This is a genomic window from Agreia sp. PsM10 (assembly GCF_030433855.1).
Taxonomy (GTDB): domain Bacteria; phylum Actinomycetota; class Actinomycetes; order Actinomycetales; family Microbacteriaceae; genus Agreia.
Map to the genome: position 1 here is coordinate 12,197 of NZ_JARUXC010000016.1, position 24,091 is coordinate 36,287.

Consider the following 24,091-nt stretch of genomic DNA (forward strand, 5'->3'; position numbering starts at 1 on the left):
ATCATGCCTGCGCGGCGACGGTCAGGAGAACGCGGCGGCTGTCCAGATGTGGATGAGCGCGTACGACCGGATCGGCCGCCAGGGCTCGGCCATGCGCTCGGCCTCGGCGGCCGTGCGCACTCCGAGCGCCCGCCTCAGAACGAGGTCGCCCGCCGGATACGCGTCGCGATCGCCGAGCGCTCGAACGGCGAGATAGTCGGCCGTCCATGGTCCGACGCCCGGAATGGCGAGCAGCGCCGCTCGGGTGGCCGCCAGGTCGACAGAGGGACTCAGATCGAGCCCGTCGGACGAGGCCTGCGCGACCGCGTGCAGCGTCCTCGTCCGTGCTCCCGTGAGACCGATCGTGCGCTGCAGATCGTCGACCGGAATCGACGCGACGACCGCGGCCGGGGGGAAGATCATCAGCGAATCCGGCCCCGGCTCGCCGTAGGCCGCGACGAGGCGTCCGGCGAAGGTGCGCGCCGAGGCGAGGGACACCTGCTGACCGAGCACCGTCGTGAGGGCGGCCTCGTATCCGTCGGGGTGGCCGATCACGCGGAGGCCGGGCCGGGCCGCGACCAGCGGGCCCAGTCTCGGGTCGCGACCGCAGGCATCCACGATTCTCGACGGCTCGAGATCGAGGTCGAGCCACGCACGAACGATGGATGCGATGGCCTCGACATCGCGCGCGTCGCCGCTCGAGACGGTCGCCCTCACCGAGGTCTCCCCGAGCTCGACGCGAACGGCGACCGGCCCGCTGGGTGCGGTGATGATCCGCGTGACGGAGAAGTCGGGCAGGTCGACCCGTTCCGACCCGGGCACGGCGTGCGCCGCGATCAGCGCCAGCGCCTTCTCACGCTCGTACGGAGGAAAGAAGGGCAGTTCGACGGTGGCCCCGTCGCCCGTCATCGCCGCGTCACAGGGCGCGTGCGAGCGAGTCGAGACGGGAGAGCGGGTCGGTGCCGGCGGGGATGAACACGACGCTCGTGGCTCCGCTGGCGTGCAGTTCGGCGATGCGGTCGCGCACCCGACCGGGTGTTCCGGTCAGGGCGAGCGCGTCGACCCACTCGTCGGGGAGCGCCGCCACGAAATCGGCCCGTGTCGCCGACCGCTCGCGCAGCGCCGCGAACTCCGCGGCGAAGGGAAGCGGCGCGATGTGCGGAGCCCAGTCGGGCTCGCCGATCCACTCCAGGGCGGGGCGGGCGAGTTCGCGGGCGACGGACAGGTCGTCGTCGACCGAGGCCACGTTGTAGACCACGACGCTGTGCGGGCCGACGGCATCGATGTGGCCGAGTGCAGCTGCCAGATATTCGGGAGTGACCGGCTCCGCCAGGATCGTGCCGTCGGCGGATCGGCCCGACACGGCGAGAGACTTGGGCCCCCGCACTCCGGCGAGAACCGGAGGAGCGATCGCGGCGGGGCTCTCGAGCCGGGCTCCGTCGATCTTCACGTAGCGCCCGTCGACCTCGAGCCGCTCGCCGGCGAGGAGGGTGCGCAGCGCGGTGAGCTGCTCGTCGAGCATCGTCAGGATGCTTGCCGGCTTGTCTCCGACCTGCTGCATCCACACGGGCATTCCGTGCCCGATTCCGAGCAGCAGGCGGTCGGGGTAGATCTCGGCGAGCGTGTTCGCCTCGAGCGCCGTGAACGCGGCGTTGCGCACGGGCGCCGGCAGAATGCCGATGCCGACCCGGATGCTCCGGGTCGAGGCCAGGGCGACGGCCGCCTGCGCGAATCCGCCGCGGAAGAAGCAGTCCTCGACGACCCAGAGTTCGTCGAACCCGAGCTGCTCGGCCTTCTGCACGAACGGCACGATCTGGTGGGCAGGGAGGTCGCGGGGCAGCATGATGCCGACGGTGGCAGTGGTCACGACTACAACCCTAGATGCCTCGATCAGCCGACGGGTCGAGCAGGGCGGCGAGCGCGGGGCGTGTCTCGTCGAGCGTGATGTGGCCGGCGACGACGAGCTCGGCAAGGCCATGCACCGCTCCCCACACGCCCGTGGTCAGAGCGACGACTGTCTCTCGGGACGCCGTCGGGATGGTCGCGGAGGTCACCCGCGCCAGGATGTCTTCGACCGCGGCGATCAGCGGCGCCATCTCGGCAGAGGGCGAGCCCGGAACGCAGACCGCGGGGTCGTAGATGATGCGGAATCGCTCGGGGTACCGGGCCGCATACTCGATGTAGGCCGCACCGACGGCCACGAGGTGCGCGCGCGGGGAGTCGGTGGGAGCGAGGTCTGCCTGTGCCCTCGTCAATGAATCGAGCAGCTCGGCCATGCTGCGTTCGCTCAGCCGCTTGAGCAGGGCGGTCCTGTCTCCGAAGTGATGGTACGGCGCGTTGTGGCTCACGCCGGCGACCCGAGCGACCTCCCGCAGGCTCAACTCGGTGTGCCCGGTGGTGCGCATGAGGTCGAGCGCCGCGTCTTCGAGTGCCGGCTTGAGGCTTCCGTGGTGATACGCACTGTCTGATCTTGACACGAGCAAGATCATATCCTACGGTCGAGTTCAGGCAATGTGGACAGTGTCCAGATCAGGGCGACCCGCCCGCCTTTCTCCCTCCCACTTCACACGAGAGACGAACAGATATGACCACCCTGATCATCGACGGCCATCCCAACCCCGACTCGCTGTGTGCGGAGATCGCCCGGCGTTACTCCGTGGCGCACGGCGACGCGCGCGTGCTCGCGCTGCGCGACCTCGAGTTCGACCACAACATGCGGTTCGGATACACCAGAAGACAGGAGCTGGAGCCCGACCTGCAGCGCGCGTGGCAGCTGCTGCTCGACGCCGACCACGTTGTGGTGGTCACGCCGGTCTGGTGGGGCTCGGTACCAGCCCTGCTGAAGGGCTTCTTCGATCGACTGCTGCTGCCTCGTCGGGCCTACCGCATCAAGCCCAACGGTCTGCCCGAAGGTCTGCTCTCGGGCAGAACCGGCCGGGTGATCGTGACCACCGATTCTCCCTGGTGGTACCTGCGGCTGGCGGGCGACACCACCATGCGTCATGTTCGACAGACGACGCTGGGTTTCTGCGGCATCCGGCCCGTCCATGCCACGCGACTGGGACCAGTGAAGGGCTCGAGCGACGAACTCCGTGCGAGATGGCTTGCGAAAGTCGAGCGGCTGGGGCGCACCGACGCCGAGCGGCGCTCGGGCGTCGAGAGGTCGAAACCAGTGAAAGCCTGATCGCCCCCTTCGATGCCGACATCTCTCATACTGGTGTCGTGACTTCCCTCTCCGTCGTTCTCCGCTCTGCTCTGGCGCTCGTTCTGCTCGTGTCGCTGTCGGGATGCGTGGACTCGCTCGAGCGCCGGGCGGTCGAGGGTGGTATCGAAGACGACAGCGCGGCCGAGTTCTACGACATCACGCAGCCCGTCGAGGCGGGTTCTCCCGGAGACATCATCAAGTCCGAGCGCCTGCTCGGCGCGCCCGACGGATCGATCGCCTGGCGCGTGGTCTACCACTCGGTCGACGTGCTCGGGAAGGATGTGCCCGTGTCGGGCATCATCGTGGCCCCGACGGGCGACGCCCCGGCCGGAGGACGACCCATCGTGTCGTGGGGGCACCCCACCACAGGGTCATCGAAGGACTGCGCGCCGTCGGTGGGAGTCGACCCCTTTCTTCTGATGGAGGGGGTGACCTCGCTGCTCGAGGCCGGCTACGTCGTGGCATCGACGGATTATCCGGGCATGGGGGTGGATGGGCCGAACGCGTACCTGATCGGAGTGAGCGAGGGCCACAGCGTGCTCGATGCCGCCCGGGTGGCCCGTCAGCTCGACGAGGCTGGAGCGGGTGACGAGCTGCTGCTATGGGGTCACTCACAGGGTGGCCACGCGGCCCTGTTCGCGGCGCAGGAGGCCGCGAGCTATGCGCCGGAACTGAAGCTGCAGGCCGTGGCGGTCGCCGCTCCGGCCACCAAACTCGCCGAGCTGCTCGACGATGACATCGGCACGGCATCCGGAGTGACCCTGGCGTCGTACGCGTTCGAGGCCTACGCCGAGGTCTACGGCCCGACGACGCCGGGCGCCGAGCTGTCGACGATCCTCACCCCGGAGGCACTCGCGGCGGCTCCCGCCCTGGCGAAGCTCTGCAACCTAGGCCAGCACAAAGAAACGAGTGCCGACGCCGAGAAGCTGGTCGACACATTCCTCACGAACGACCCGAGCCGCACCGAGCCGTGGGCTACCCTGCTCAGCGAGAACACACCGGGCGCGCAGACCATGGGGGTGCCGGTCTACATTGCGCAGGGGCTGGCAGACACGACGGTGAACCCCGCGGTCACCACGACCTTCGCTGCTGAGAGGTGCGCTGCCGGCGAGTCGATCACGTTCGAGACCTTTGCCGGAGTAACACACGGGCAGATCGCCAACAAGGCCGTGCCGAGGGTGCTGGCGTTCTTCGAGGGCGCCCTCACGCAGAAACCGGTCGCATCCACCTGCTGAGGGTGGATGCGACCGGTTCGGTCGTCACGTGGGCGAGGGTCAGGCGGCCTTTGCGAAGCCGTCGGCAGGCGACTGGCGCTGGCGCTCGCTCCAGCCGAGGTCTTCGGCCACTCGGGTGTCGCGCTCGACACGCATCTCGTCTCCGATGCGCACATCGGGCTCGATGCGCGAGTTGCTGCCCAGCCGTGCTCCGCGGCCCACGAGCACCCCGCGGCCGATGTGCACGTTCGCCCCGACGAAGACTCCGTCGGCGAGCGCCGCCCCGCGATCGACCCAGCTGCCCGCGCCGACCCATGCGTTCTGCCCGACCCGGGCATCCGACTCGACGTAGGCCGACGAATCGATGAACGCGCTCGGGTGCACCTTGGCTCCGGATGCCACGCGGCCGCGCCCGTTCAGGTGGCGCCGGTACTTCGTGACGACGCCGGACTCGTCTTCAATCTCTTCTATTGGTCTGGTCACTTGTGCCTCCATCTACAGCCGTTCTCACGACTCGATAGAGATAACACACAAGGGGCGAAGAGGATTCCCGCCGGCCGACCCCATTGCGCTTTGCGAAAACTCAACCCCCTTTCCGCGTCATCCGCGCGGGCGTAACGTCAGCCGCATGAGTACATTCGACCCCTCCACGAATCACCTGAACGACGACGCCGTCGCAGCAGCTGCGGTCGACCGGGGAGACGCCGTCACCGGCCGTCACGCCCGACCACCTGCCGAGGCGGAACGCGATGCCGGCGCTTTCGCGAGCGACGACACCCAGCCCTTCGATCCCATCACCGACGATGTCGACGGCAACCACACCGAACGGGCGCAACCGAACCTCAGCGCCCTCGATGAGGTGGCGCATCCGTTTGACCAGACCAACGGCATCGTCGAGGAGGTCGACCGCAACCACGGCGAGACGCACACCAACGACGAGCAGCTCGACGCCGACCCCGACCTCGACCCGACGGCGGAGGACGACGAGCCCGGTCGCGAGTCGGCGAATGACCGCCGTCCGCTCGTGAACACGGCGCTGATCACCGAAGAGGTGTTCGGCGACGACGAGAGAAAGAAGCCCCGCTTCGATTGAGGCCTGAGCTCGGGCTACACGTCGAGCGAGTCGCCCGGTTCGAGTGCGAAGTACTGTCCGCCGTTCTGTTCGGTGGCCCACTTGATGCGCTCGCCCGTCATCGTCTTCCCCGCCTTCGAGAGAGTCATCTCGTGGGTGGGGAAGCTCCGTTTCGGCTTCACGGCCAGCACGTAGTCCATCGAGTCGCCGATCTTCAGCCACGGAGCCCCGACGGGCGCGGCGAGCACGTCGACGTCGACGCCCTCCGGCACCGTGTAGGAGTCGCCGCCGTAGTACACGGAGCCGTTGATGAGCACGCCCACGTTGTCGACCACGGGGATCGACGAGTGGATCACCGCGTGCTTCTCGCCGAAGAAACGCAGGGTGAAGGGAGCGACCGTGACCTCGTCGCCCGCCTCGACGATGGTGATCGGGAACCCGGTCGCGGCATCCGCGACGCCCCTCGGGGCGAAGATGCGGATGTCGGGCGCCTTGTCGAGCAGTCGGGTGAGCTGCTCGGGAGTCCAGTGGTCGGCGTGCTCGTGGGTGATCACGACGGCGACGGCGCCCGAGGCCTCGGTGATCGCGGTGGTGAACGATCCCGGATCGACGAAGAGCTTCTTTCCCGACTGCTCGATGATGAGTGCGGCGTGCTCGAGTTTCGTGAGTCTCATTTCTCCAGCGTAGAACTCTCGCGGAGGTCTCCGGCCCGCCTTGTACGTAGGCCATAATCGACAGATCATGACCACCTCGCCGAAGCGGATCGTCCTCGCGATCAACCCGTCGGCCTCGTTCGGCTCGAGAAGTGCCACGGGCCCTCGCGTCGTCGAGGCGCTCCTCGCCGAGGGCCATGACGTGGTCGCCCTGACCGAGCTCGATTTCGCCGCGCTCGCGGCCTCCGTTCGACAGGCTCTGGATGCCGGTGGCCCGGCCGAGGCCGACGCGCTCGTCGTCGTAGGCGGTGACGGCATGGTCAGCCTGGCGGTCAATGCGACCGCCGAGACGGGCATCCCGTTCGGCATCATCCCCTCGGGCACCGGCAACGACATGGCGCGAGGGCTCGGAATTCCCCTCGACTCGCACGACGACGCCCTGGCCGTTCTCCGCACGGCCCTGACCGCGGGCCCCCGAACGATCGATGCGGGCCGTGTGCATCACGCCGACGGAACGACCTGGTTCGGGGGAGTGCTATCGGCCGGATTCGACGCCCTCGTCAACGAGCGTGCGAATCGCATGAGCCGTCCGCGCGGGGCGAGTCGTTACGTCATCGCGCTGCTCGCCGAGCTCGTCACGCTGCGCGCCCGCAGCTATGAGCTCACCGTCGACGGAGTGTCGTCCACCGTGAGCGCATCCCTGATCGCGGTGGCGAACAACCGATCGCTCGGGGGAGGCATGACGGTGACTCCCGATGCGCTCATCGACGACGGATACCTCGACCTGTTCCGGGTGGGGGCGCTGTCTCGCGTGCGCTTCCTCCGCCTGTTTCCGAAAGTGTTCTCGGGCAGCCACACCGGGCTCGACATCGTCGACATCTCCCGGGTGACGCGCGTGCGCATCGATGCGGACGACGTGATCGCCTACGCCGACGGCGAGAGAGTCGGCCCTCTTCCGGTCGAGGTCGAGGTCGTCGCGGGGGCGCTCCGTATCCTCGCCTGAGCCGATTGGCATTGAGGGCGGATCGTATGGCATACTCGTTGAGTTGCAGACGGCCCCATCGTTTAGCGGCCTAGGACACCGCCCTCTCACGGCGGCAGCACCGGTTCGAATCCGGTTGGGGTCACAGACAGCCCGGTTCCCCTGATTCAGGGGCGCCGGGCTTTTTCGTGTGCTCTTTTCGCGCTCGTCTCCCGGATCGCTCCCGCCGTGCGACATTTTTAATGCAAGAATCTGCGTATGAATGCAGATAACACGTGCGGTCGCCACCCCGACAGCCAGTACGTCGAACTGGCCGTGGAGATCTTCTCGATGCTCGCCGACGCCACTCGGGTGCGGATCGTCTTGGCGCTGCGAGACGGCGAGCTGCCCGTCAACAGGATCGCCGAGATCGTGGAGAAGAGCCCTGCCGCGGTGTCGCAGCACTTGGCCAAACTCCGTCTGTCGCGGATCGTCTCGACACGGCAGGAGGGCACCAAGGTCTTCTACCGACTCGAAAACGAGCATGCCCGCCAACTCGTCAGCGATGCCATATTCCAGGCCGAGCACGCGCTGAGCGGCAACCCTCCCCACCACGACCCGGTGAAGCGTGCTGTCGAGCCTGCGTAATCGGGGCGTTCAAGCGGCGCTGCTGTCGGCAGTGCTGTTCGGCGCCGGTGCTCCGGCGGCGAAGTATCTGCTCGGTTCGGTGAGTCCGTGGCTGTTGGCGGGCCTTCTGTACACCGGATCCGGGCTGGGCCTCGGCCTCATCCGGCTCATCCGCCGATCACCTCGAGTCCGTCTCGCCCGCGCGGAATACCTGCCATTGGGTGGTGCGATCCTGTTCGGCGGCATCCTCGGGCCCGTGCTGCTCATGGTCGGTCTGGTGGGAATGCCCGCCTCAGGTGCCTCGCTGATGCTCAACGCGGAGGGTGTCTTCACCGCGCTTCTGGCGTGGTTCGTGTTCAGGGAGAACGTCGACCGGAGGATAGCTCTCGGCATGCTGGCGATCGTGACGGGTGCGATCGTCCTGAGTGTTCCTGCGGGTGCGGATCTTGGCACGGCTCTGCCCTCGCTCGCGGTGATCGGCGCCTGCCTCTGCTGGGGCATCGACAACAATCTCACGCGGATCGTTGCGCTGAACGACGCCACGTGGCTCGCCGCGATCAAGGGGGCTGTCGCCGGTCCGGTGAATCTTGCGCTGGCATTCGCACTGGGCGCCCAGCTGCCGGCAATCGGAAACGTCGCGGCCGCCTTGGTCGTCGGATTCTTCGCCTACGGCGTGAGCCTGGTGCTGTTCATCGTCGCTATGCGCCACGTCGGAACCGCGCGGGCCGGCGCGTACTACTCCGTAGCACCGTTCTTCGGAGCGGTCCTCGCCGTCGGTCTCGGAGAACCGGTGACGGTCGCTTTGGTTGCCGCTAGCCTGCTGATGGCCGTCGGCGTCTGGCTTCACCTGACCGAGCGGCATGAGCACGAGCACACCCACGAGGCGATCACCCACGAGCACTGGCATGTTCACGACGACCACCATCAACACGAGCACGATGAGGCGGTGGCGCCCGGTGTGCGGCACAAGCACGTGCACACCCACGACCCCATCACTCATACCCACGAGCACTATCCCGACAGTCATCACCGGCATTCTCACTAGTCGTTCGTCGGGGGTAGTACCAGTACCCCGAACATCCGGGACTCTCGGAGGCGAAGGATGCAAGAGTTGATTCACCACAGTGATCCCGGATAGAAGGAACTGACCTCAGCATGCGAGCAACCCTGATGTACGGCGCCGGAGACGTGCGCGTCGAGACCGTGGCCGATCCCGTGATCCAGGAACCGACCGATGCCATCGTGCGCATCGTCGCCGGATGCATCTGCGGCAGCGACCTGTGGCCGTACGCGTCGCGCAAGGACACCGACGAGGGGTCCCGCATGGGGCACGAGTTCGTCGGAGTCATCGAGGAGCTGGGCTCCGAGACCACCGATCTCGCCATCGGCGACTTCGTGATCGTGCCGTTCGTCGTCTCCGACGGCACCTGCGACTTCTGCCGCGAGGGCCTGCAGACCTCGTGCCGCCACGGCGGGCATTGGGGCGGCGACCAGGACGGCGGGCAGGGCGAGCGCGCCCGCGTACCCCAGGCATCCGGAACCGTCGTCGTCGTGCCCGTGGGCTTCGACGAGAAGCTCATCCCGTCGCTGCTGAGCCTGTCCGATGTGATGTCGACGGGGTACCACGCGGCCAAGAAGGCGCAGATCGAAGCGGGCCAGACCGTCGCCGTGATCGGCGACGGAGCCGTCGGCCTCTCCGCGGTCATCGCGGCGAAGCTCATGGGAGCCACTCGCATCATCCTGATGGGCCGGCACGAGGCGCGTACCGATCTGGGACGCGAGTTCGGTGCCACCGACGTCGTGGCCGAGAGGGGCGACGAGGCGATCGCCCGCGTTCTGGAGCTGACCGACGGCGATGGCGCCCACGCCGTGCTCGAGGCCGTGGGGCTGAGGCCCGCCCTCGAGACCGCGATCGCGATCGTGCGCGACGGCGGCGTGATCAGCCGGGTCGGCGTTCCACAGTTCACCGAGGTGCCGATCGGCCGACGCGAGTTCATGCGCAACATCACCCTCACCGGTGGGGTCGCACCGGCCCGCGCGTACATCGATGAACTGCTTCCTCTGGTGCTCGATGGCACCATCGAGCCCGGCAAGGTCTTCGATCGCACCATCGGCATCGACGAGGTGCCGGCCGGCTACAAGGCCATGGCCGACCGCGAGGCGCTCAAGGTGCTGATCCGCCCGTGAGTGCGACGTGTTGCGCCGCATGACGGCCGCGGATGTCGTCGGCCCGGTCGGGCGCATCCGCATGGGTACTGTGAATTCATGAGCACAGACAGCCCTCGCGACCTGAAGAGCCTCGGATTTCTCACCATCGGCTTCTTCGACGAGGCCGATCCGTTCGGCGGGCACGAGAGCACCCTGCAGATCATCGAACTGGGCGAGCAGTTGGGCTTCGACAGCGCCTGGCTGCGCGACCGGCACCTGCAGCACGGAATCTCGTCGCCGGTCGCGGTGCTGGCTGCCGCGAGCCAGCGCACGAGTCGCATCGAGCTCGGCACGGCGGTGATCCCGCTCGGGCTCGAGAACCCGTTCCGGCTCGCCGAAGACCTCTCGACCGTCGACGTGCTGAGCCGAGGCCGACTGAACCCGGGCGTGAGCGTCGGAGTGCCGACGCATTTCGATGACATCAAGCACCACCTGTATCCCGACTCGTGGCAGAACGAGAACTTCACCACCGAACGGGTGGATCGACTGCTGCACAACCTTCGCGGCGATGCGGTGAGCACGTTCGAGGGAACGGAGGGCATCGAGGCGTACTCGACGCGGATCCAGCCCCATTCTCCCGGCCTCGCCGACAGAGTCTGGTACGGAGCAGCCGGCCTGTCGTCGGCCGCCTGGGCGGGGGAGCGCGGGCTCAATCTGCTGAGCAGCAGCGTCGTGCGCGCCGAGGAGGACGACGACTTCGCCCGCATCCAACGGGCGCAGATCGATCTCTTCCGCGACCGGCACCCCTTGGGGCAGGCGGCTCGTGCCTCGCAGGGCCTCGTGGTCATACCCACCGACACCGCCACGGCTGAGCAGGCGGCGAAGTACCGAGCGTTCGCCGAGCGGCGATTCGCCCGCACGACCGCGCCGCAGGGGCCGCAGCGGATGCTCTTCGCGCCGGATCTCGTGGGGACCTCGGAGGAGATCGCCGATGCGCTGCGGGCTCACGCGGGATATCGAGCCGTCGACGAGGTCGTCTTTGCGCTGCCGTTCACACTCGAACACGACGACGACGTGCAGATCCTCACCGACATCGCCACCATTCTCGCGCCTCTCCTAGGCTGGGAATCTCCGCACAAATCAGACTGAAGAGCCCCATGTCAAGCCCTGTGCCCCGAATGGGGCACGAGCGCTAGTGTCTTGGCTGCAGTAGTCGAAATCCGTCTGCTGCACTACACAGTGCATTGGAGAGACAGTCATGAGCTTTCTCGGTTTTCTTCTTCTCGGTCTGATCGCGGGCGCAATCGCTAAGGCGATTCTTCCGGGCAAGCAGGGTGGCGGCTGGGTCATCACCCTCATCCTCGGTGTCGTCGGTGCCCTCATCGGTGGATGGATCGGCAACGCTGTCTTCGGCGTCGACATGGGTGGTTTCTTTGACATTCGGTCGTGGCTGCTCGCCATCGGTGGTTCGATCGTTGTGCTTCTCATCTACGGCCTCATCGTGGGTCGCGGAAGCCGCAGCCGCGCGTAACGCGCCAACACACGCTCGAAACGCCTCGGCCCCTTGTGGGTCGGGGCGTTTCGTCGTTAAGCCGGGCGTCGGCATCCAATTCGCGATATATCTTGACTGGATCACAATTCGCGATATATCTTGAGATCAATCAACGCGATATATCGCGTTCTCGACCTCAAGGAGAATTTCATGGCCATCGAGAAGTGGCTGGTCACCGGCCCCAAAGTCATCGACCTCGAACTCGTGCGTTCGGTCAAGATCAGCCTCATCGGCGGCAAGATCGACGTGATCGCCCACGATGAGCCCGGCGCCCGCGTCGAGGTGCATTCTGTCTCGGGGAGAGACCTCAAGGTCTCTATCGACGGCGACGTGCTCGAGATCGACCACCCGCAGCTCAGCTGGGAGAACTTCATCGAGGTCTTCAAGTCGTTCAAGGGCAACGCGAAGGCCGACATCAGCATCATGATTCCGCGCGACGCGAGCCTGAAGTTCGGCGTCGTCAACGCCGGGGCCCTCATCTCGGGCCTGCGCACCGACGCCCGGGTCAACTCCGTGTCGGGTGACATCGTGATCGACGACATCGTCGGCGACCTCGACATCAACACCGTCAGCGGCGAGATCTCTGTGAGCGACCAGGAGGGCGTGCTGAATGCGCACACCGTCACCGGCGACATCACGGTCACCGGCGCGCTGCGCAAGTTCTCCGCCGACGGGGTCTCCGGTGCCGTGTTCCTCGACCTCACCGGCGTTCCCGAGGAGATCAGCAACAACACGGTCAGCGGTGACCTCACGGTGCGCCTCGACCAGGATGTTCCGGCGCGCTTCACCCTCAACAGCGTGAGCGGCACGCTGCAGGTCGACTCGACCATCACCCGCGGAACCCGCGGCCGCGGCTTCAACCACACGTCGGGCACCCTCGACACGAAGTGGGTCGAGGTGCGCGCGAACTCGGTGTCGGGCGACATCACGTCGGTGCGACGCGCGACCGTCGGGGCATCGAACGTTCCGTCATCGGGCGTGTTCGACGCACCCGTCGACGATGCCGCGCCGTTCGACGCACCGGAGGGGGAATCCCTGTGACCCCCGTCTTCGGCCACGGCCACCTGCGGCTCTACCTGCTCAAGCTGCTCGACGAGTCGCCCAAGCACGGCTACGAATTGATCCAGGCTCTCAGCGAGCGCTTCGGCGGCACCTACGCGCCGAGCGCGGGCACGATCTACCCTCGGCTCGCGAAGCTCGAAGACGAGGGGCTGGTCACCAAGACCGCCGACGGCCGCAAGACCGTCTACGAGATCACCGAGGTCGGGCGCGCAGAACTCGCCGCTCGCGAGGGTGAGCTCACCTCGATCGAGAACGACCTCACCGACAGTGTTCGCCGGCTCGCCGACGAGGTGCGCTCGGGTGTAGGCGAGGCGATGAAGAGCCTGCGGGCCGATCTCGCTTCGGCCGCGCGCCAGGCGCGTGAGGCGACGGATGCGACGAGCCAGTCGTACTCGTCGTGGTTCGCCTTCGATTCCACTCAGGATTCGCCCACTCACGGTGCGAAGGGCGAGACGCCCGCCGACGAGACGGCCGGTCCCGCAGACGAGACGCCGGCGTCGGCCGACGCGTCGCGGGATGCGAGTCGCAACGAGATCCGCGACGTCGACATCGCGCTGGCCGAGTTCCGCCAGTCGGTGCGCACAGCACTCCGATCGAGCGGGGCGAGGGGAACCGTGCCCGCGGGCACGGCCGCCGCATTCGCCCGCCGCCTCGACGAGGTGCGCGCATCCCTTCTCGACGACCTGAAGAAGTAGCCGCCGAGGCGGAGGTTCGTCGGGCGGCTAGCGCTGCTCGACGAACTTTCCGTCGATGATGTAGCCCGACACGGCGACGGCGCCCTGCGGCACGGCCGACGGATCGATCGGCTCGACGACCTGGTCCGAAGGCTTGTGCGTCAGGCTGCGGGCGCCGGCGCCGTGGTTCTGGGACATGCGGTCGATGAACGCGAGTGCGATGGCCGAGAGGATGAACACGACGTGGATCATCACCTGCCAGAAGACGCCGTCTGAGGTGTAGCGGTCTTCCTCGCCCGTCTCGGACGTGGCGTTGGGGGCGCCGAGATCGTTGACCTCGATGAACGTCTTTAGCAGGTGGATCGATGAGATGCCGATGATGGCCATGGCCAGCTTGACCTTGAGTACATTCGCGTTGACGTGCGAGAGCCATTCCGGCTGGTCGGGGTGGCCCTCGATGTCGATCTTCGAGACGAAGGTCTCGTAGCCGCCGATGATGACCATGATGAGCAGGTTCGCGATCATCACCACGTCGATGAGACCGAGCACCGACAGCATGATCACTGATTCCTCGATGTGCAGCGGGTCTTTCAGCACGGTCTCGATGAGGTGCACGAGTTCGATCACGAAGACCACGACGTAGACCAGCTGCGCGATGATCAGGCCCAGGTAGAGGGGCGCTTGCAGCCAGCGGCTGAAGAAGATGAGGTAGCCGACCGACTTGACCCACGCGGTCTGCGGTCGGTACTGGCGTTGCTTGGACGGACTCTGTTGGTACGGGGTGGCGGTGGTCTGCGGGCTGCTGGCCAAGGGGGTCTCCTGAATATCGGTCTGGGCGGAATCCTAGCGGCAGCATCCTGTAACATCGCCTGAAGAAGGGGAGTATCCCACCTTCATCGCAGTCGTCAGTACGATCCCCATCGCCGCGGGTCCGTTGCGGTGGCGTGACCGGCCTGGCCGGGGTCGCGCGGGAGAGACTTTCGGTCGCTCGGCGTACCCGCCATCCCGAAAGGTCACACTCCCTCCCATGCCTGCCACGCTCAACCTCCCGGTCTGGTTCGAAGTCGGATCCCTCGTCATCCTGACGTTGATCCTCGTCGTCGACCTTCTGCTCGTGCTCAAGCGGCCGCACATCCCCTCGGCCAAGGAGTCGACGCTCTGGGTGGTGTTCTACGTCGGCCTCGCGCTGGTGTTCGCCCTGCTGATGCTGATCTTCGCCGACGGCGAGCACGCGGGGCAGTTCCTGGCAGGCTGGCTCACCGAGTACAGCCTCTCGATCGACAACCTGTTCGTCTTCATCATCATCATGGCGCGGTTCAAGGTGCCGAAGAAGCTGCAGCAGGAGGCCCTGATGGTGGGCATCCTGATCGCGCTCGTGCTTCGGGGCATCTTCATCCTCCTGGGCGCACAGCTCATCGAGAACTTCAGCTGGATCTTCTACATCTTCGGCGCCTTCCTGCTCTACACGGCGTGGCAGCAGGCCTTCTCGAAGCACGACGACGCCGACGACGGCGAGAGCCGGCTCATCCGCTACCTGCGCCGCCACATCTCCATCTCGAACGACTTCGACGGCGCGAAGGTGCGTACCCGCGTCGACGGCAAGAAGATCTTCACTCCGATGCTCATCGTCTTCATCGCCCTGGGCTCGACCGACCTGCTGTTCGCCCTCGATTCGATCCCGGCCATCTTCGGCATCACGACCAGCCCGTTCATCGTCTTCACCGCCAACGTCTTCGCCCTCATGGGTCTGCGTCAGCTGTACTTCCTGCTCGGCGGGCTCCTCGAGAAGCTCATCTACCTGCACTACGGAATCGCCTTCATCCTGGCCTTCATCGGCTTCAAGCTGGTGGCGCACGCACTGCACGAGAACGAGCTGCCGTTCATCAACGGCGGCGAGCACATCGAGTGGGCTCCCGACATCTCGACGTGGACCTCGCTCGCCGTCATCATCGGCTCGATGGCCGTGGCCACCGTCGCGAGCCTGATCGCCATGCGCCGCGAGGCCCGTCGATCGGATGCCGCACCCGCGGGTGCTCCGGTCGCCGGTCCGGCGGGCACGGCTCCGACGCGGGTCGTGGATGCTCCGGTCGACGCCGTCGACGAGAAGTCCGATACCGACGGCGCGCCGCGCGCCTGACCACCGCCGCCGGGAATGCCCGGGAGGATCGCGAGTGTTACCCTAGACGGATGCTGTCTGGTCGACTTCTTCTTGGTTGCCGCGACGAGTCCTCGTTCTAAGGCCTCACCTCGTCGCGGAGTGTGTCATGGGCTCTCGCAAGCAGATTCGTAAGAGAAGGCATCACTCATGAGCAATGCAGAAGCACCCGCCGCGAAACGCGGCAAGACCCTGGCCGAGAAGGTCTGGGAAGATCACCTCGTCGTCAAGGGCGAAGACGGCACCCCCGACCTCATCTACATCGACCTGCACCTGGTGCACGAGGTCACGAGCCCCCAGGCGTTCGATGGTCTGCGCGTCGCCGGTCGCCCCGTGCGTCGGCCCGACCTCACCATCGCGACCGAAGACCACAACACCCCCACGGCGGGCATCGACCGGCCCATCGCCGATCTGACCAGCCGCACGCAGATCGAGACGCTGCGTCGAAATGCCAAGGAATTCGGCATCCGACTGCACTCGCTCGGCGACGTCGAGCAGGGCATCGTGCACGTCGTCGGACCGCAGCTCGGCCTCACCATGCCCGGCATCACCGTGGTGTGCGGCGACTCGCACACGAGCACGCACGGCGCGTTCGGGGCGATGGCGTTCGGCATCGGCACCAGCGAGGTCGAGCACGTCATGGCCACGCAGACGCTGCCGCTCAAGGCGTTCAAGACGATGGCCATCACGGTCGAGGGCGAACTGCGCCCGGGAGTCACGGCGAAGGACATCATCCTCGCCGTGATCGCCAAGATCTCCACGGGCGGTGGCCAGGGCTACGTGCTCGAGTACCGCGGCTCCGCAATCCGCTCCCTCTCGATGGAGGGACGCATGACGATCTGCAACATGTCGATCGAGGCCGGCGCACGCGCCGGCATGGTCGCACCCGACGAGACCACCTTCGAGTACCTCAAGGGCCGTCCCCACGCCCCCGAGGGCGAAGACTGGGACGCCGCCGTCGAGTACTGGAAGACACTGCGCACCGACGACGACGCCGTCTTCGACGCCGAGGTCTTCCTCGACGCGAACGAGCTCGAGCCGTTCGTCACCTGGGGCACCAACCCCGGCCAGGGCGTCTCGCTCTCGCAGCCGGTGCCCGACCCCGCCACCATCATCGATCCCAACGAGCGCGCCGCCGCCGAGCGTGCGCTCGAGTACATGGCCCTCGACGCCGGAACTCCCATGAAGGAGATCGCGGTCGACACCGTGTTCATCGGCTCGTGCACCAACTCGCGCATCGAAGACCTGCGCGCCGCTGCGGACATCGTGCGCGGACGCACGAAGGCCGAGAACGTGCGCGTCATGGTCGTTCCGGGCTCTGCGCGCGTGCGCATCGAGGCCGAGGCCGAGGGGCTCGACAAGGTGTTCAAAGATTTCGGTGCCGACTGGCGCTTCGCCGGCTGCTCGATGTGCCTCGGCATGAACCCCGACCAGCTCGCCCCGGGCGAGCGCTGCGCGTCGACGTCGAACCGCAACTTCGAGGGTCGCCAGGGCAAGGGCGGGCGCACGCACCTCGTGTCGCCTCTCGTCGCGGCGGCCACCGCCGTTCGCGGAACGCTCTCGAGCCCGTGGGATCTCGCCGTCGATGACGCGAGGCTGGTGGATGCGGGCCCTTCGACGGGCTCAGGGAACGCAGGCTCAGGCAGCGGGAGGATTCTGTAATGGAGAAGGTATCCGTCATCACGGGAGTCGCCGTTCCGCTCGAGCGGTCGAACATCGACACCGACCAGATCATCCCCGCCGTGTTCCTGAAGCGGGTCACCAAGACCGGCTTCGACGACGCACTCTTCTACGGCTGGCGTCAAGACCCGGAGTTCGTGCTCAACCAGGAGCCCTACAAGACCGGGTCGGTGCTCGTCGCCGGCCCTGACTTCGGAACGGGCTCGTCGCGTGAGCACGCCGTCTGGGCGCTGCGCGACTACGGCTTCAAGGCCGTGCTCAGCGCGCGATTCGGCGACATCTTCCGGGGCAACTCGGGCAAGCAGGGGCTGCTCGCGGCCCAGCTCGCAGAGTCCGACATCGAGAAGATCTGGGCGTTGATCGACGCCCAGCCCGGTCTCGAGGTCACGGTCGATCTTCCGGCTAAAACGGTGACGGCGGGGGCGCTCACCGTGCCGTTCGAGATCGATGATTACACTCGATGGAGGCTTCTCGAAGGCCTCGACGACATCGGGCTCACCCTGCGCGACGAAGCGCGAATCACGGAGTTCGAGGGCCGCCGCGAAGGCTGGCGTCCGAAGACTCTCCCCGTTAAATAACAGCAGTACAGGCGGTTACATCAGTGAATTCACTTCTTCAGGATGCTCAGAAAGCGGCACGCAGAGTGGGCCTACCCAGCGACACGATCGTGATCAACGGTGGTCGCCCGCTGCGTGGAACCATCGACGTGCGGGGCGCCAAGAACCTCGTGACCAAGGCGATGGTCGCGTCCCTTCTGGGCGACACGAAGAGCATTCTGCGCGACGTTCCCGACATCTCGGATGTCAGCGTGGTCGCGAGCCTCCTCGAGGCGCACGGCGTCACGATCTCGGGCAGTGCCGAGACCGGCATCCTGATCTTCGACCCCAGCAATGTCGCCAGCGCCAACAGCGCCGAGATCGACGCGCTGTCGGGATCGAGCCGCATCCCCATCCTGTTCTGCGGGCCGCTGCTGCATCGTCTCGGTCACGCGTTCATCCCCGACCTCGGCGGCTGCCGCATCGGTGACCGGCCGATCGACTTCCACCTCGACGCGCTGCGCAAGTTCGGCGCCGTCGTCGATAAGCTTCCGAGCGGAATCGACATCTCCGCGCCCAACGGTCTGCACGGCGCCAAGATCGAGTTCGCCTACCCCAGCGTCGGAGCGACCGAGCAGGTTCTGCTCACGGCCGTGCGGGTGAAGGGCACCACCGAGCTCAAGAACGCGGCCATCGAGCCCGAGATCATGGACCTCATCGCGGTTCTGCAGAAGATGGGCGCGATCATCTCGGTCGAGCCCAACCGCGTCATCCTCATCGAGGGTGTCGACAGCCTCAAGGGCTACGACCACCGAGCACTGTTCGACCGCAACGAGGCCGCCAGCTGGGCCTCGGCCGCTCTGGCAACTGGCGGAGACATCACCTGCAAGGGCGCCAAGCAGCAGGACATGATGACGTTCCTCAACGTCTTCCGCAAGATCGGCGGAGCGTTCGACATCGAAGAGGACGGCATCCGGTTCTACCACCCGGGCGGCGACCTCAAGCCCGTGGTCATCGAGACAGACGTGCACCCCGGCTTCATGACCGACTGGCAGCAGCCGCTCATCATCGCGCTTACCCAGGCCATCGGCACGTCGATCGTGCACGAGACCGTCTACGAAGACCGCTTCGGCTTCACCGACGCCCTCGTCGAGATGGGTGCCAACATCCAGGTGCACAAGCACGGACTCGAAGGCGGCGAGCGACGCGTTCCTCGTCGTCCGCTCGAGCAGGCCGCCGTCATCACCGGTCCCACCAAGCTGCATGGCAGCGAGATCGTCGTTCCCGACCTGCGCGGCGGCTTCAGCCACCTCATCGCAGCCCTGACCGCCGACGGCCGTTCGACCGTCAGCAATGTGGGACTCATCGGTCGTGGCTACGGCGACTTCGTGGCCAAGCTCGAGAAGCTCGGAGCTGACTTCTCCTTCGAGCTGTGACCGTGGCAGGTCAGCCGTCTGAGAAGACCATCGGTTTTCGAGCCCTGGCCGCGGTGCTCGTGCCCTTTCTCTCGAGCATCGCGAAGATCGAGTTCACCGACCCGCAGAAGCTGCCCCGCACCGGCGCGTTCGTGCTCTCGCCGAACCATTACAGCAACATCGACCCGGTCATCATGGGCTGGTCGATCTGGAAGCTCGGCCGGGCACCGCGCTTTCTCGCGAAGGCCTCCCTGTTCCGGGTGCCCGTCGTCGGTGCGGTGTTGCGCGGCACCGGCCAGATCCCCGTCGAGAGGGCGGGTTCCGTTCGGGGCAGCGAACCGCTGAAGGCCGCCAACGAGCTGGCCGACAAGGGCAACGCTGTGATCATCTACCCCGAGGGAACGCTGACGCGCGATCCGCAGATCTGGCCCATGAAGGGAAAGACCGGCGCGGTGCGCATGGCGCTGGAGCAGAACCTGCCGCTCATCCCGGCCGCCCACTGGGGCACCCAGGCCGTCATGGCGCGCTACTCCAACAAGATCAGCCTCTTTCCCCGCAAGACCATCAAGGTCGCGTTCGGCGATCCCGTCGACCTCGACGAATTCCGCGGCAAGCCGATCAACTCGGCTCTGCTGACGGCGGCCACCGAGCTCGTGATGGCCGACATCACCGCGCTGCTCGAAGGTCTGCGTGGCGAGACCGCCCCGGTGGAACGCTGGAACCCTGCCGCGCACAACCAGAAGGAGACCGGTCGTTTTGAGTAGGACCAGGCCCGTGGCGGTCGTCCCTCCCCGTCGCCGCGTGACCGTGCTCGGCGCAGGAAGTTGGGGAACGACCTTCGCCAAGATCCTCGCAGACGGCGGCAGCGACGTGACCCTGTGGGCGCGTCGCCCCGAACTCGCACGCGAGATCAGCGAGGCCAAGCGCAACAGCGACTACCTTCCCGGCATCAACCTTCCGCTGGCGGTCACGGCCACGTCGAGCCTCGCCGACGCCCTCGCAGGTGCCGAGATGGTGTTCGTCTCGATTCCCAGCCAGAGCCTCCGCGAGAACCTCGCCGCGATCCGGCCGCTCCTGCCGAGCGACGCACTCGTGATCAGCCTCATGAAGGGCGTGGAGAAGAAATCCGGCCTGCGCATGAGCGAGGTGATCGAGCTGGGACTGGAGATCGACCGCGATCGCATCGCCGTCGCATCCGGCCCCAATCTGGCGCTCGAGATCGCCAAGGAGCAGCCCACGGCCGCCGTGATCTCGTCGCAGAGCCTCGAGACCGCACAGCGTGTCGCCATGGCGGCGAGTAACCGCTACTTCAGATCGTTCGTGAACACCGACGTCATCGGCACTGAGTTCGGCGGCGTGCTCAAGAACCTCATCGCGGTGGCCATCGGCATCGTCGACGGCGTGGGCTACGGCGAGAACACGAAGGCCTCGATCATCACCCGTGGTCTCGCCGAGATGACCGATTTCGCCGTGGCATACGGAGCCCACCCCGACACGCTCTCGGGTCTCGCCGGGCTCGGCGACCTCATCGCCACCAGCAGCTCGTCGTTGTCGCGCAACAACACGGCCGGTCGACTTCTGGGCCAGGGATACAGCTTCGCCGACGTGGTGAAGAGCATGCAGCAGACCGCCGAAGGTCTCGCTTCAGTCGCTCCGATCCTCGAGCTCGCGGCTGCCAAAGGCGTGGACATGCCCATCGTGAAGCAGGTCAGCGAGGTGCTGGCCGGTACGCTGAATCCCCGGGACATAGCTCCCCACCTGACGACGGACTCGGACGAGCCGCAGGGCGAAAGGACTATCGATGGCCGGAAAAACAGTGGTGGCTCTGCTTTTTGGGGGCCGTTCAAGCGAGCACTCGATCAGCTGCGCAACGGCGGGCGGGGTTCTTCACGCGATTGACCGCGACCGGTTCGAGGTCATTCCCATCGGCATCACCGGCGAGGGATCGTTCGTTCTCGAAGACGACGACCCCGCCAAGTTCGCGATCGACGCCGAGGCCATGCCTCGCGTGCGCGACAACGGCACACGCATCCGCTGGCCCGACAGGGCGGGCGACCGCACGCTGACCGTCGAGCTCGCCGACGGCAGCTCGCGCAGCCTCGGCGAGGTGGATGTCGTGTTCCCGATCCTGCACGGACGCTTCGGCGAAGACGGCACGGTTCAGGGCATGCTCGAACTGCTCGGGCTGCCCTTTGTGGGATCGGGCGTTCTCGCATCGGCCCTGGGCATGGACAAGCACTTCACGAAGACCGTTCTGCTGCAGGCGGGCATCGACGTCGCCCCGTGGACGACGGTGACGGCGCGTGAGTGGGCGGATGCTCCGGCGGCCGTCGCGGAGCGCGCCTCCGGCCTCGGGTTGCCGGCCTTCGTCAAGCCGGCTCGTGCCGGCTCGTCTGTCGGCGTCAGTCGCGTCACGGACTGGTCGCAGCTCGCCGAGGCGATGGAGATCGCCCTCGCCGAAGACAACAAGGTGCTGATCGAAGAGGGCATCGTGGGCCGAGAGGTAGAGTGCGGCGTGCTCGAGGGTCGTGACGGCGGCCCCACCCGGGTGTCGGTGGCGGGCGAGGTCGTGATGACCGACAGGGCCTTCTATGACTTCGATGCGAAGTACCTCGACGCCCCGGGTATCGAACTCGTGTGCCCGGCGCCGATGAGCGACGACGAGCTCGCCACGATGCAGAGCATCGCGGCAACGGCGTTCGAGGCCATCGGCGGAGCCGGACTCGCCCGCGTCGACTTCTTTCTCACCGAGAACGGCTTCGTGGTGAACGAGCTCAACACGATGCCCGGCTTCACCCCGATCTCGATGTTCCCGGCGTGCTGGATCGCATCGGGCCTGAGCTACCCGCAGCTCATCGACGAACTCATCGACCTGGCGCTGCCGGCGGCTGCGCCGGTCGAGTAGGTCGTCGTTCCCTGAGCCTGTCGAAGGGCCCCTTCGACAACCTCAGGGAACGAAGGCCTATGCCTCGCCCGGCAGTGCCTTGCGGATGACGAGACGGGTCCAGGCGCCGACGAAGATGCGGTCGCCGTCGTGCACCTCGCGCCGCTGTCCGGGCTGGATGGCGTCGGTCGGCAGCTCTTCGCCGGCGGCCCCCACGAAGGTGCCGTTCGACGACTGCAGGTCTTCGACCCACCAGCGCTGACCGTCGGTGTTGAGCTGGCAGTGCCGTCGGGAGACGCCGCTGTCGGAGCCGCAATCGATCTGCGGGTGGATGTCGCGGGAGACCGAGGTGCGCCCCACCAGGAGGCTGCTCTGCTTCAGAACGACGATCTCGGGGAGGCCGCCCGACGGCAGCGGGTCGTCGGACTTCTGCGCCGCGTACCACTCGGGGTCGATCCAGACCTCGGCCACCCACACGGTGTCGCCTTCGATGGTCGACGCTGCTGGCGACGAGGAGACGGGGCCGGTGGCGGCCTCGGGCTCAGGAGAGGCCGCTCCGGCGGGCTCGACCGTGGGCTGGCCCTCGATGGCCGGTGCCTCGACGTAGCCGGGATCGGTGCTCGCCTCGTGCTTGCCGAGGTCGTTCTCCTCGATGTCGAGACTCGACACCGGGGCGATGACGGGAACGACGGCCGGCGCGTTCGGCACAGGTGCCGGAGCCGTGAGCGGTGCCGCGAATCCCGGTGCGTCGGGGTCGGGCTCGGGCAGGGAGCCCGTGGTGAAGTCGTATCCGCAGTTCTCGCAGAACAGAGCGTCGGGCAGGTTCGGGAACGAGCAGTTCGGGCAGGTGATCGGCTCACCCGAACCCGACGACGGCGTCGACGAGGGGGCAGCGACGGGCGCTGCCGGTGCAGGAGCGGCGGCGGCCATCGGCGTTCCGCAGACGTCGCAGTAGTCGGTCGATTCCGACGAGTGTCCGTTGGGGCAGAGGGTCATTTGCGCACCCGCGTCGTCTTCGTCGACGCCGTGTCGAGGGCCATCTCGTCGAGCTTCGCCACGTCGCGGCGCAGCCGCACGGTGCCCTCGTTCGCGTCGTCGATCTCCACGACCTTGCGCAGTTTGGCGGTGGCCTCGTCGTTGCCCGTCTCTGCTGCGAGCTGAACAGCGCGGCCGAGTTTGACGGTGGCGGTCGCGGCGTCGCCTGCGGCCTTGGCCGCGAGCCCGTCCTGGATGGCGGAGGCCAGCTCGGTCTGGCCCGTGTAGTGCGCCACGGCCGGATCGATGCGCGCCGTCAGCGCGTCGTCGTTCGACCAGCGCGCCTTCACGAGACCGGATGCGACGACCTCGTCGCGCACGGTGAGCTGCACCCGCGCGGCGAGCTGCTCCGAGCCGACGGGCTTCGACGCGACCCTCACGGCCACGTGGTAATCGCGCGACTCGTCGCCCCATGAGCCCGTGGGGTACGACCCCGTGAGCGGATTCACCATCGTCTTGCGCGTGGTGAGGTCTTCGACGGTCGGCGCCACCTGGCGTACGAACAGCACCTCGGAGCCCTGGGGTGCCCACACCCGCAGGTCGGCCGATGCCACACCGCGGCCCATCGACTGCTTGATGATGCTCTCGAAGTCGGCGGCCATGTCGGCCGGCTTGGCGATGAGGTCGACCGTTCCGAGCAGCGCCGTGGCGATCTGGCGCAGCTCGTCGACCTGCCAGCGAGAGCCGACACCGCGGGCGTCGCACTGGAAGACCCCGGTGGCGTTGTAGATGGCCTGGCTCAGCGCCTGCGCCGACTCGTGCTCGTTCTTGCCGTCTGTCAGAAGGATGGCGTGGCGCTGTGTGGCCTGCGGGGTGGCCTGGAAGAGCTCGCGGGCCAGCGTCAGCCAGGTTCCCATCGCCGTTCCGCCCGAGGGCTGGAAGGCGGCGATCGCCTGCTTGGCGGCGGCGCGCGCACCCGGCTCCATCTGAACCATGGGGAGCCGTGCGTTCGGGTAGGGGAACGCGCGGGCTGCCGTGTCGGTGCCCGAGATCACGGCGAACCAGGTGCCGTCGAGGATCTGGTCGACCGCGACGGAGGCCGCGTGCTTGGCCGCCCCGAGGTTCTCACCGGTCATCGAGCCCGAGGTGTCGACGATGATGATCTCGCCCGCGGCCATGCCCTGACCCTGACCCGCCTGGCCCGCGCCGGCGACCGTGACGGTCACGATGGCGTGAACGTCTGTGGCCCCGTCTGAGAGGAATTCATTCTGGAAAACGCTGGCGGTGAACTCTGCCATG

General features: G+C 67.0%; 26 protein-coding genes and 1 tRNA gene. 19 read left to right on the top strand and 8 right to left on the bottom strand.

Annotated elements, in window-relative coordinates; all coding sequences use genetic code 11:
- Positions 1-21 precede the first annotated feature (21 nt).
- Genes QCD70_RS16290 through QCD70_RS16300 form a run of 3 tightly spaced genes read right to left on the bottom strand, consistent with a single transcriptional unit; the run spans position 22 to position 2,456 of the window.
- Entirely contained in the window at positions 22-888 is an 867-nt protein-coding gene (locus QCD70_RS16290) for a DNA-3-methyladenine glycosylase family protein (protein WP_301218230.1), read from the bottom strand.
- A gap of 7 nt (positions 889-895) precedes the next feature.
- The gene (locus QCD70_RS16295; RefSeq protein WP_301218233.1) at positions 896-1,846 is read right to left on the bottom strand and encodes an LLM class flavin-dependent oxidoreductase; all 951 of its coding nucleotides are present in this window, start codon (positions 1,844-1,846) and stop codon (positions 896-898) included.
- 10 nt (positions 1,847-1,856) lie between these two features.
- Positions 1,857-2,456: a TetR/AcrR family transcriptional regulator gene (locus QCD70_RS16300; protein WP_301218236.1), complete on the bottom strand. Its 600-nt coding sequence runs from the start codon at positions 2,454-2,456 to the stop codon at positions 1,857-1,859.
- Positions 2,457-2,563: 107 nt separating this feature from the next.
- Here QCD70_RS16300 and QCD70_RS16305 point away from each other — a divergent pair, with 107 nt between their 5' ends.
- On the top strand, positions 2,564-3,163 hold the full coding sequence (locus tag QCD70_RS16305; protein ID WP_301218238.1) for an NAD(P)H-dependent oxidoreductase: 600 nt from the start codon (positions 2,564-2,566) through the stop codon (positions 3,161-3,163).
- 38 nt (positions 3,164-3,201) lie between these two features.
- The gene (locus QCD70_RS16310; protein ID WP_301218240.1) at positions 3,202-4,419 is read left to right on the top strand and encodes an alpha/beta hydrolase; all 1,218 of its coding nucleotides are present in this window, start codon (positions 3,202-3,204) and stop codon (positions 4,417-4,419) included.
- Between the two features lie 39 nt (positions 4,420-4,458).
- Here QCD70_RS16310 and QCD70_RS16315 read toward each other — a convergent pair whose 3' ends face one another.
- Positions 4,459-4,881 (bottom strand): DapH/DapD/GlmU-related protein, encoded by a 423-nt coding sequence (locus QCD70_RS16315; protein ID WP_301218243.1) that lies wholly within the window; start codon positions 4,879-4,881, stop codon positions 4,459-4,461.
- Between the two features lie 145 nt (positions 4,882-5,026).
- Between QCD70_RS16315 and QCD70_RS16320 the strand changes: the two genes are divergently transcribed.
- A complete protein-coding gene (locus QCD70_RS16320; protein WP_301218245.1) occupies positions 5,027-5,491 on the top strand; it encodes a hypothetical protein in 465 nt (154 codons plus the stop codon).
- Between the two features lie 14 nt (positions 5,492-5,505).
- Here QCD70_RS16320 and QCD70_RS16325 read toward each other — a convergent pair whose 3' ends face one another.
- The gene (locus tag QCD70_RS16325; protein ID WP_301218248.1) at positions 5,506-6,144 is read right to left on the bottom strand and encodes an MBL fold metallo-hydrolase; all 639 of its coding nucleotides are present in this window, start codon (positions 6,142-6,144) and stop codon (positions 5,506-5,508) included.
- A gap of 67 nt (positions 6,145-6,211) precedes the next feature.
- On the opposite strand from QCD70_RS16325, the gene QCD70_RS16330 reads away from it, so the two are divergent.
- From QCD70_RS16330 to QCD70_RS16370, 9 genes are all read left to right on the top strand, one after another.
- Complete coding sequence (locus QCD70_RS16330; RefSeq protein ID WP_301218250.1) at positions 6,212-7,126, top strand: diacylglycerol/lipid kinase family protein; 915 nt, start codon at positions 6,212-6,214, stop codon at positions 7,124-7,126.
- 51 nt (positions 7,127-7,177) lie between these two features.
- Positions 7,178-7,250 (top strand) — tRNA-Glu (locus QCD70_RS16335).
- A gap of 113 nt (positions 7,251-7,363) precedes the next feature.
- Complete coding sequence (locus QCD70_RS16340) at positions 7,364-7,732, top strand: ArsR/SmtB family transcription factor (RefSeq protein ID WP_301218253.1); 369 nt, start codon at positions 7,364-7,366, stop codon at positions 7,730-7,732.
- Positions 7,713-8,756, top strand: a complete 1,044-nt coding sequence (locus QCD70_RS16345) for a DMT family transporter (protein WP_301218256.1) — start codon at positions 7,713-7,715, stop codon at positions 8,754-8,756. The genes QCD70_RS16340 and QCD70_RS16345 overlap by 20 nt, the downstream gene beginning before the upstream one ends.
- Before the next feature lie 110 nt (positions 8,757-8,866).
- The gene (locus QCD70_RS16350; protein WP_301218258.1) at positions 8,867-9,898 is read left to right on the top strand and encodes a zinc-binding dehydrogenase; all 1,032 of its coding nucleotides are present in this window, start codon (positions 8,867-8,869) and stop codon (positions 9,896-9,898) included.
- Between the two features lie 78 nt (positions 9,899-9,976).
- The gene (locus tag QCD70_RS16355; protein ID WP_301218261.1) at positions 9,977-11,008 is read left to right on the top strand and encodes an LLM class flavin-dependent oxidoreductase; all 1,032 of its coding nucleotides are present in this window, start codon (positions 9,977-9,979) and stop codon (positions 11,006-11,008) included.
- Between the two features lie 109 nt (positions 11,009-11,117).
- On the top strand, positions 11,118-11,390 hold the full coding sequence (locus QCD70_RS16360) for a GlsB/YeaQ/YmgE family stress response membrane protein (RefSeq protein ID WP_301218264.1): 273 nt from the start codon (positions 11,118-11,120) through the stop codon (positions 11,388-11,390).
- A gap of 171 nt (positions 11,391-11,561) precedes the next feature.
- The gene (locus tag QCD70_RS16365; protein ID WP_301218266.1) at positions 11,562-12,452 is read left to right on the top strand and encodes a DUF4097 family beta strand repeat-containing protein; all 891 of its coding nucleotides are present in this window, start codon (positions 11,562-11,564) and stop codon (positions 12,450-12,452) included.
- Positions 12,449-13,168, top strand: coding sequence for a PadR family transcriptional regulator (locus tag QCD70_RS16370; protein ID WP_301218269.1), 720 nt, complete (start codon positions 12,449-12,451; stop codon positions 13,166-13,168). The genes QCD70_RS16365 and QCD70_RS16370 overlap by 4 nt, the downstream gene beginning before the upstream one ends.
- Positions 13,169-13,195: 27 nt before the next feature.
- Here QCD70_RS16370 and QCD70_RS16375 read toward each other — a convergent pair whose 3' ends face one another.
- Positions 13,196-13,957, bottom strand: coding sequence for a TIGR00645 family protein (locus QCD70_RS16375; protein WP_301218272.1), 762 nt, complete (start codon positions 13,955-13,957; stop codon positions 13,196-13,198).
- 217 nt (positions 13,958-14,174) lie between these two features.
- On the opposite strand from QCD70_RS16375, the gene QCD70_RS16380 reads away from it, so the two are divergent.
- The 7 genes from QCD70_RS16380 (at position 14,175) to QCD70_RS16410 (ending at position 21,838) form a co-directional block, all read left to right on the top strand.
- The gene (locus QCD70_RS16380) at positions 14,175-15,284 is read left to right on the top strand and encodes a TerC family protein (RefSeq protein WP_301218274.1); all 1,110 of its coding nucleotides are present in this window, start codon (positions 14,175-14,177) and stop codon (positions 15,282-15,284) included.
- A 168-nt stretch (positions 15,285-15,452) separates the two neighbouring features.
- Complete coding sequence (leuC, locus tag QCD70_RS16385) at positions 15,453-16,964, top strand: 3-isopropylmalate dehydratase large subunit (protein WP_301218276.1); 1,512 nt, start codon at positions 15,453-15,455, stop codon at positions 16,962-16,964.
- The gene (gene leuD / locus QCD70_RS16390) at positions 16,964-17,560 is read left to right on the top strand and encodes a 3-isopropylmalate dehydratase small subunit (RefSeq protein ID WP_301218278.1); all 597 of its coding nucleotides are present in this window, start codon (positions 16,964-16,966) and stop codon (positions 17,558-17,560) included. Before leuC ends, leuD begins: the two co-directional genes overlap by 1 nt.
- 23 nt (positions 17,561-17,583) lie before the next feature.
- Positions 17,584-18,954, top strand: a complete 1,371-nt coding sequence (gene murA / locus QCD70_RS16395) for a UDP-N-acetylglucosamine 1-carboxyvinyltransferase (RefSeq protein WP_301218280.1) — start codon at positions 17,584-17,586, stop codon at positions 18,952-18,954.
- Entirely contained in the window at positions 18,951-19,697 is a 747-nt protein-coding gene (locus tag QCD70_RS16400; protein ID WP_367316740.1) for a lysophospholipid acyltransferase family protein, read from the top strand. The genes murA and QCD70_RS16400 overlap by 4 nt, the downstream gene beginning before the upstream one ends.
- 10 nt (positions 19,698-19,707) lie before the next feature.
- Positions 19,708-20,832 carry an NAD(P)H-dependent glycerol-3-phosphate dehydrogenase gene (locus tag QCD70_RS16405; RefSeq protein ID WP_301218282.1) on the top strand — a complete coding sequence of 375 codons (1,125 nt, stop codon included), beginning with the start codon at positions 19,708-19,710 and terminating at the stop codon, positions 20,830-20,832.
- Positions 20,735-21,838, top strand: coding sequence for a D-alanine--D-alanine ligase family protein (locus QCD70_RS16410; protein ID WP_301218284.1), 1,104 nt, complete (start codon positions 20,735-20,737; stop codon positions 21,836-21,838). Before QCD70_RS16405 ends, QCD70_RS16410 begins: the two co-directional genes overlap by 98 nt.
- Positions 21,839-21,895: 57 nt before the next feature.
- Here the strand turns inward: QCD70_RS16410 and QCD70_RS16415 are convergent, their stop codons facing one another.
- Entirely contained in the window at positions 21,896-22,813 is a 918-nt protein-coding gene (locus QCD70_RS16415) for an FHA domain-containing protein (RefSeq protein WP_301218286.1), read from the bottom strand.
- Entirely contained in the window at positions 22,810-24,090 is a 1,281-nt protein-coding gene (locus QCD70_RS16420; protein ID WP_055931216.1) for a VWA domain-containing protein, read from the bottom strand. The genes QCD70_RS16415 and QCD70_RS16420 overlap by 4 nt, the downstream gene beginning before the upstream one ends.
- Position 24,091: the final 1 nt, after the last annotated feature.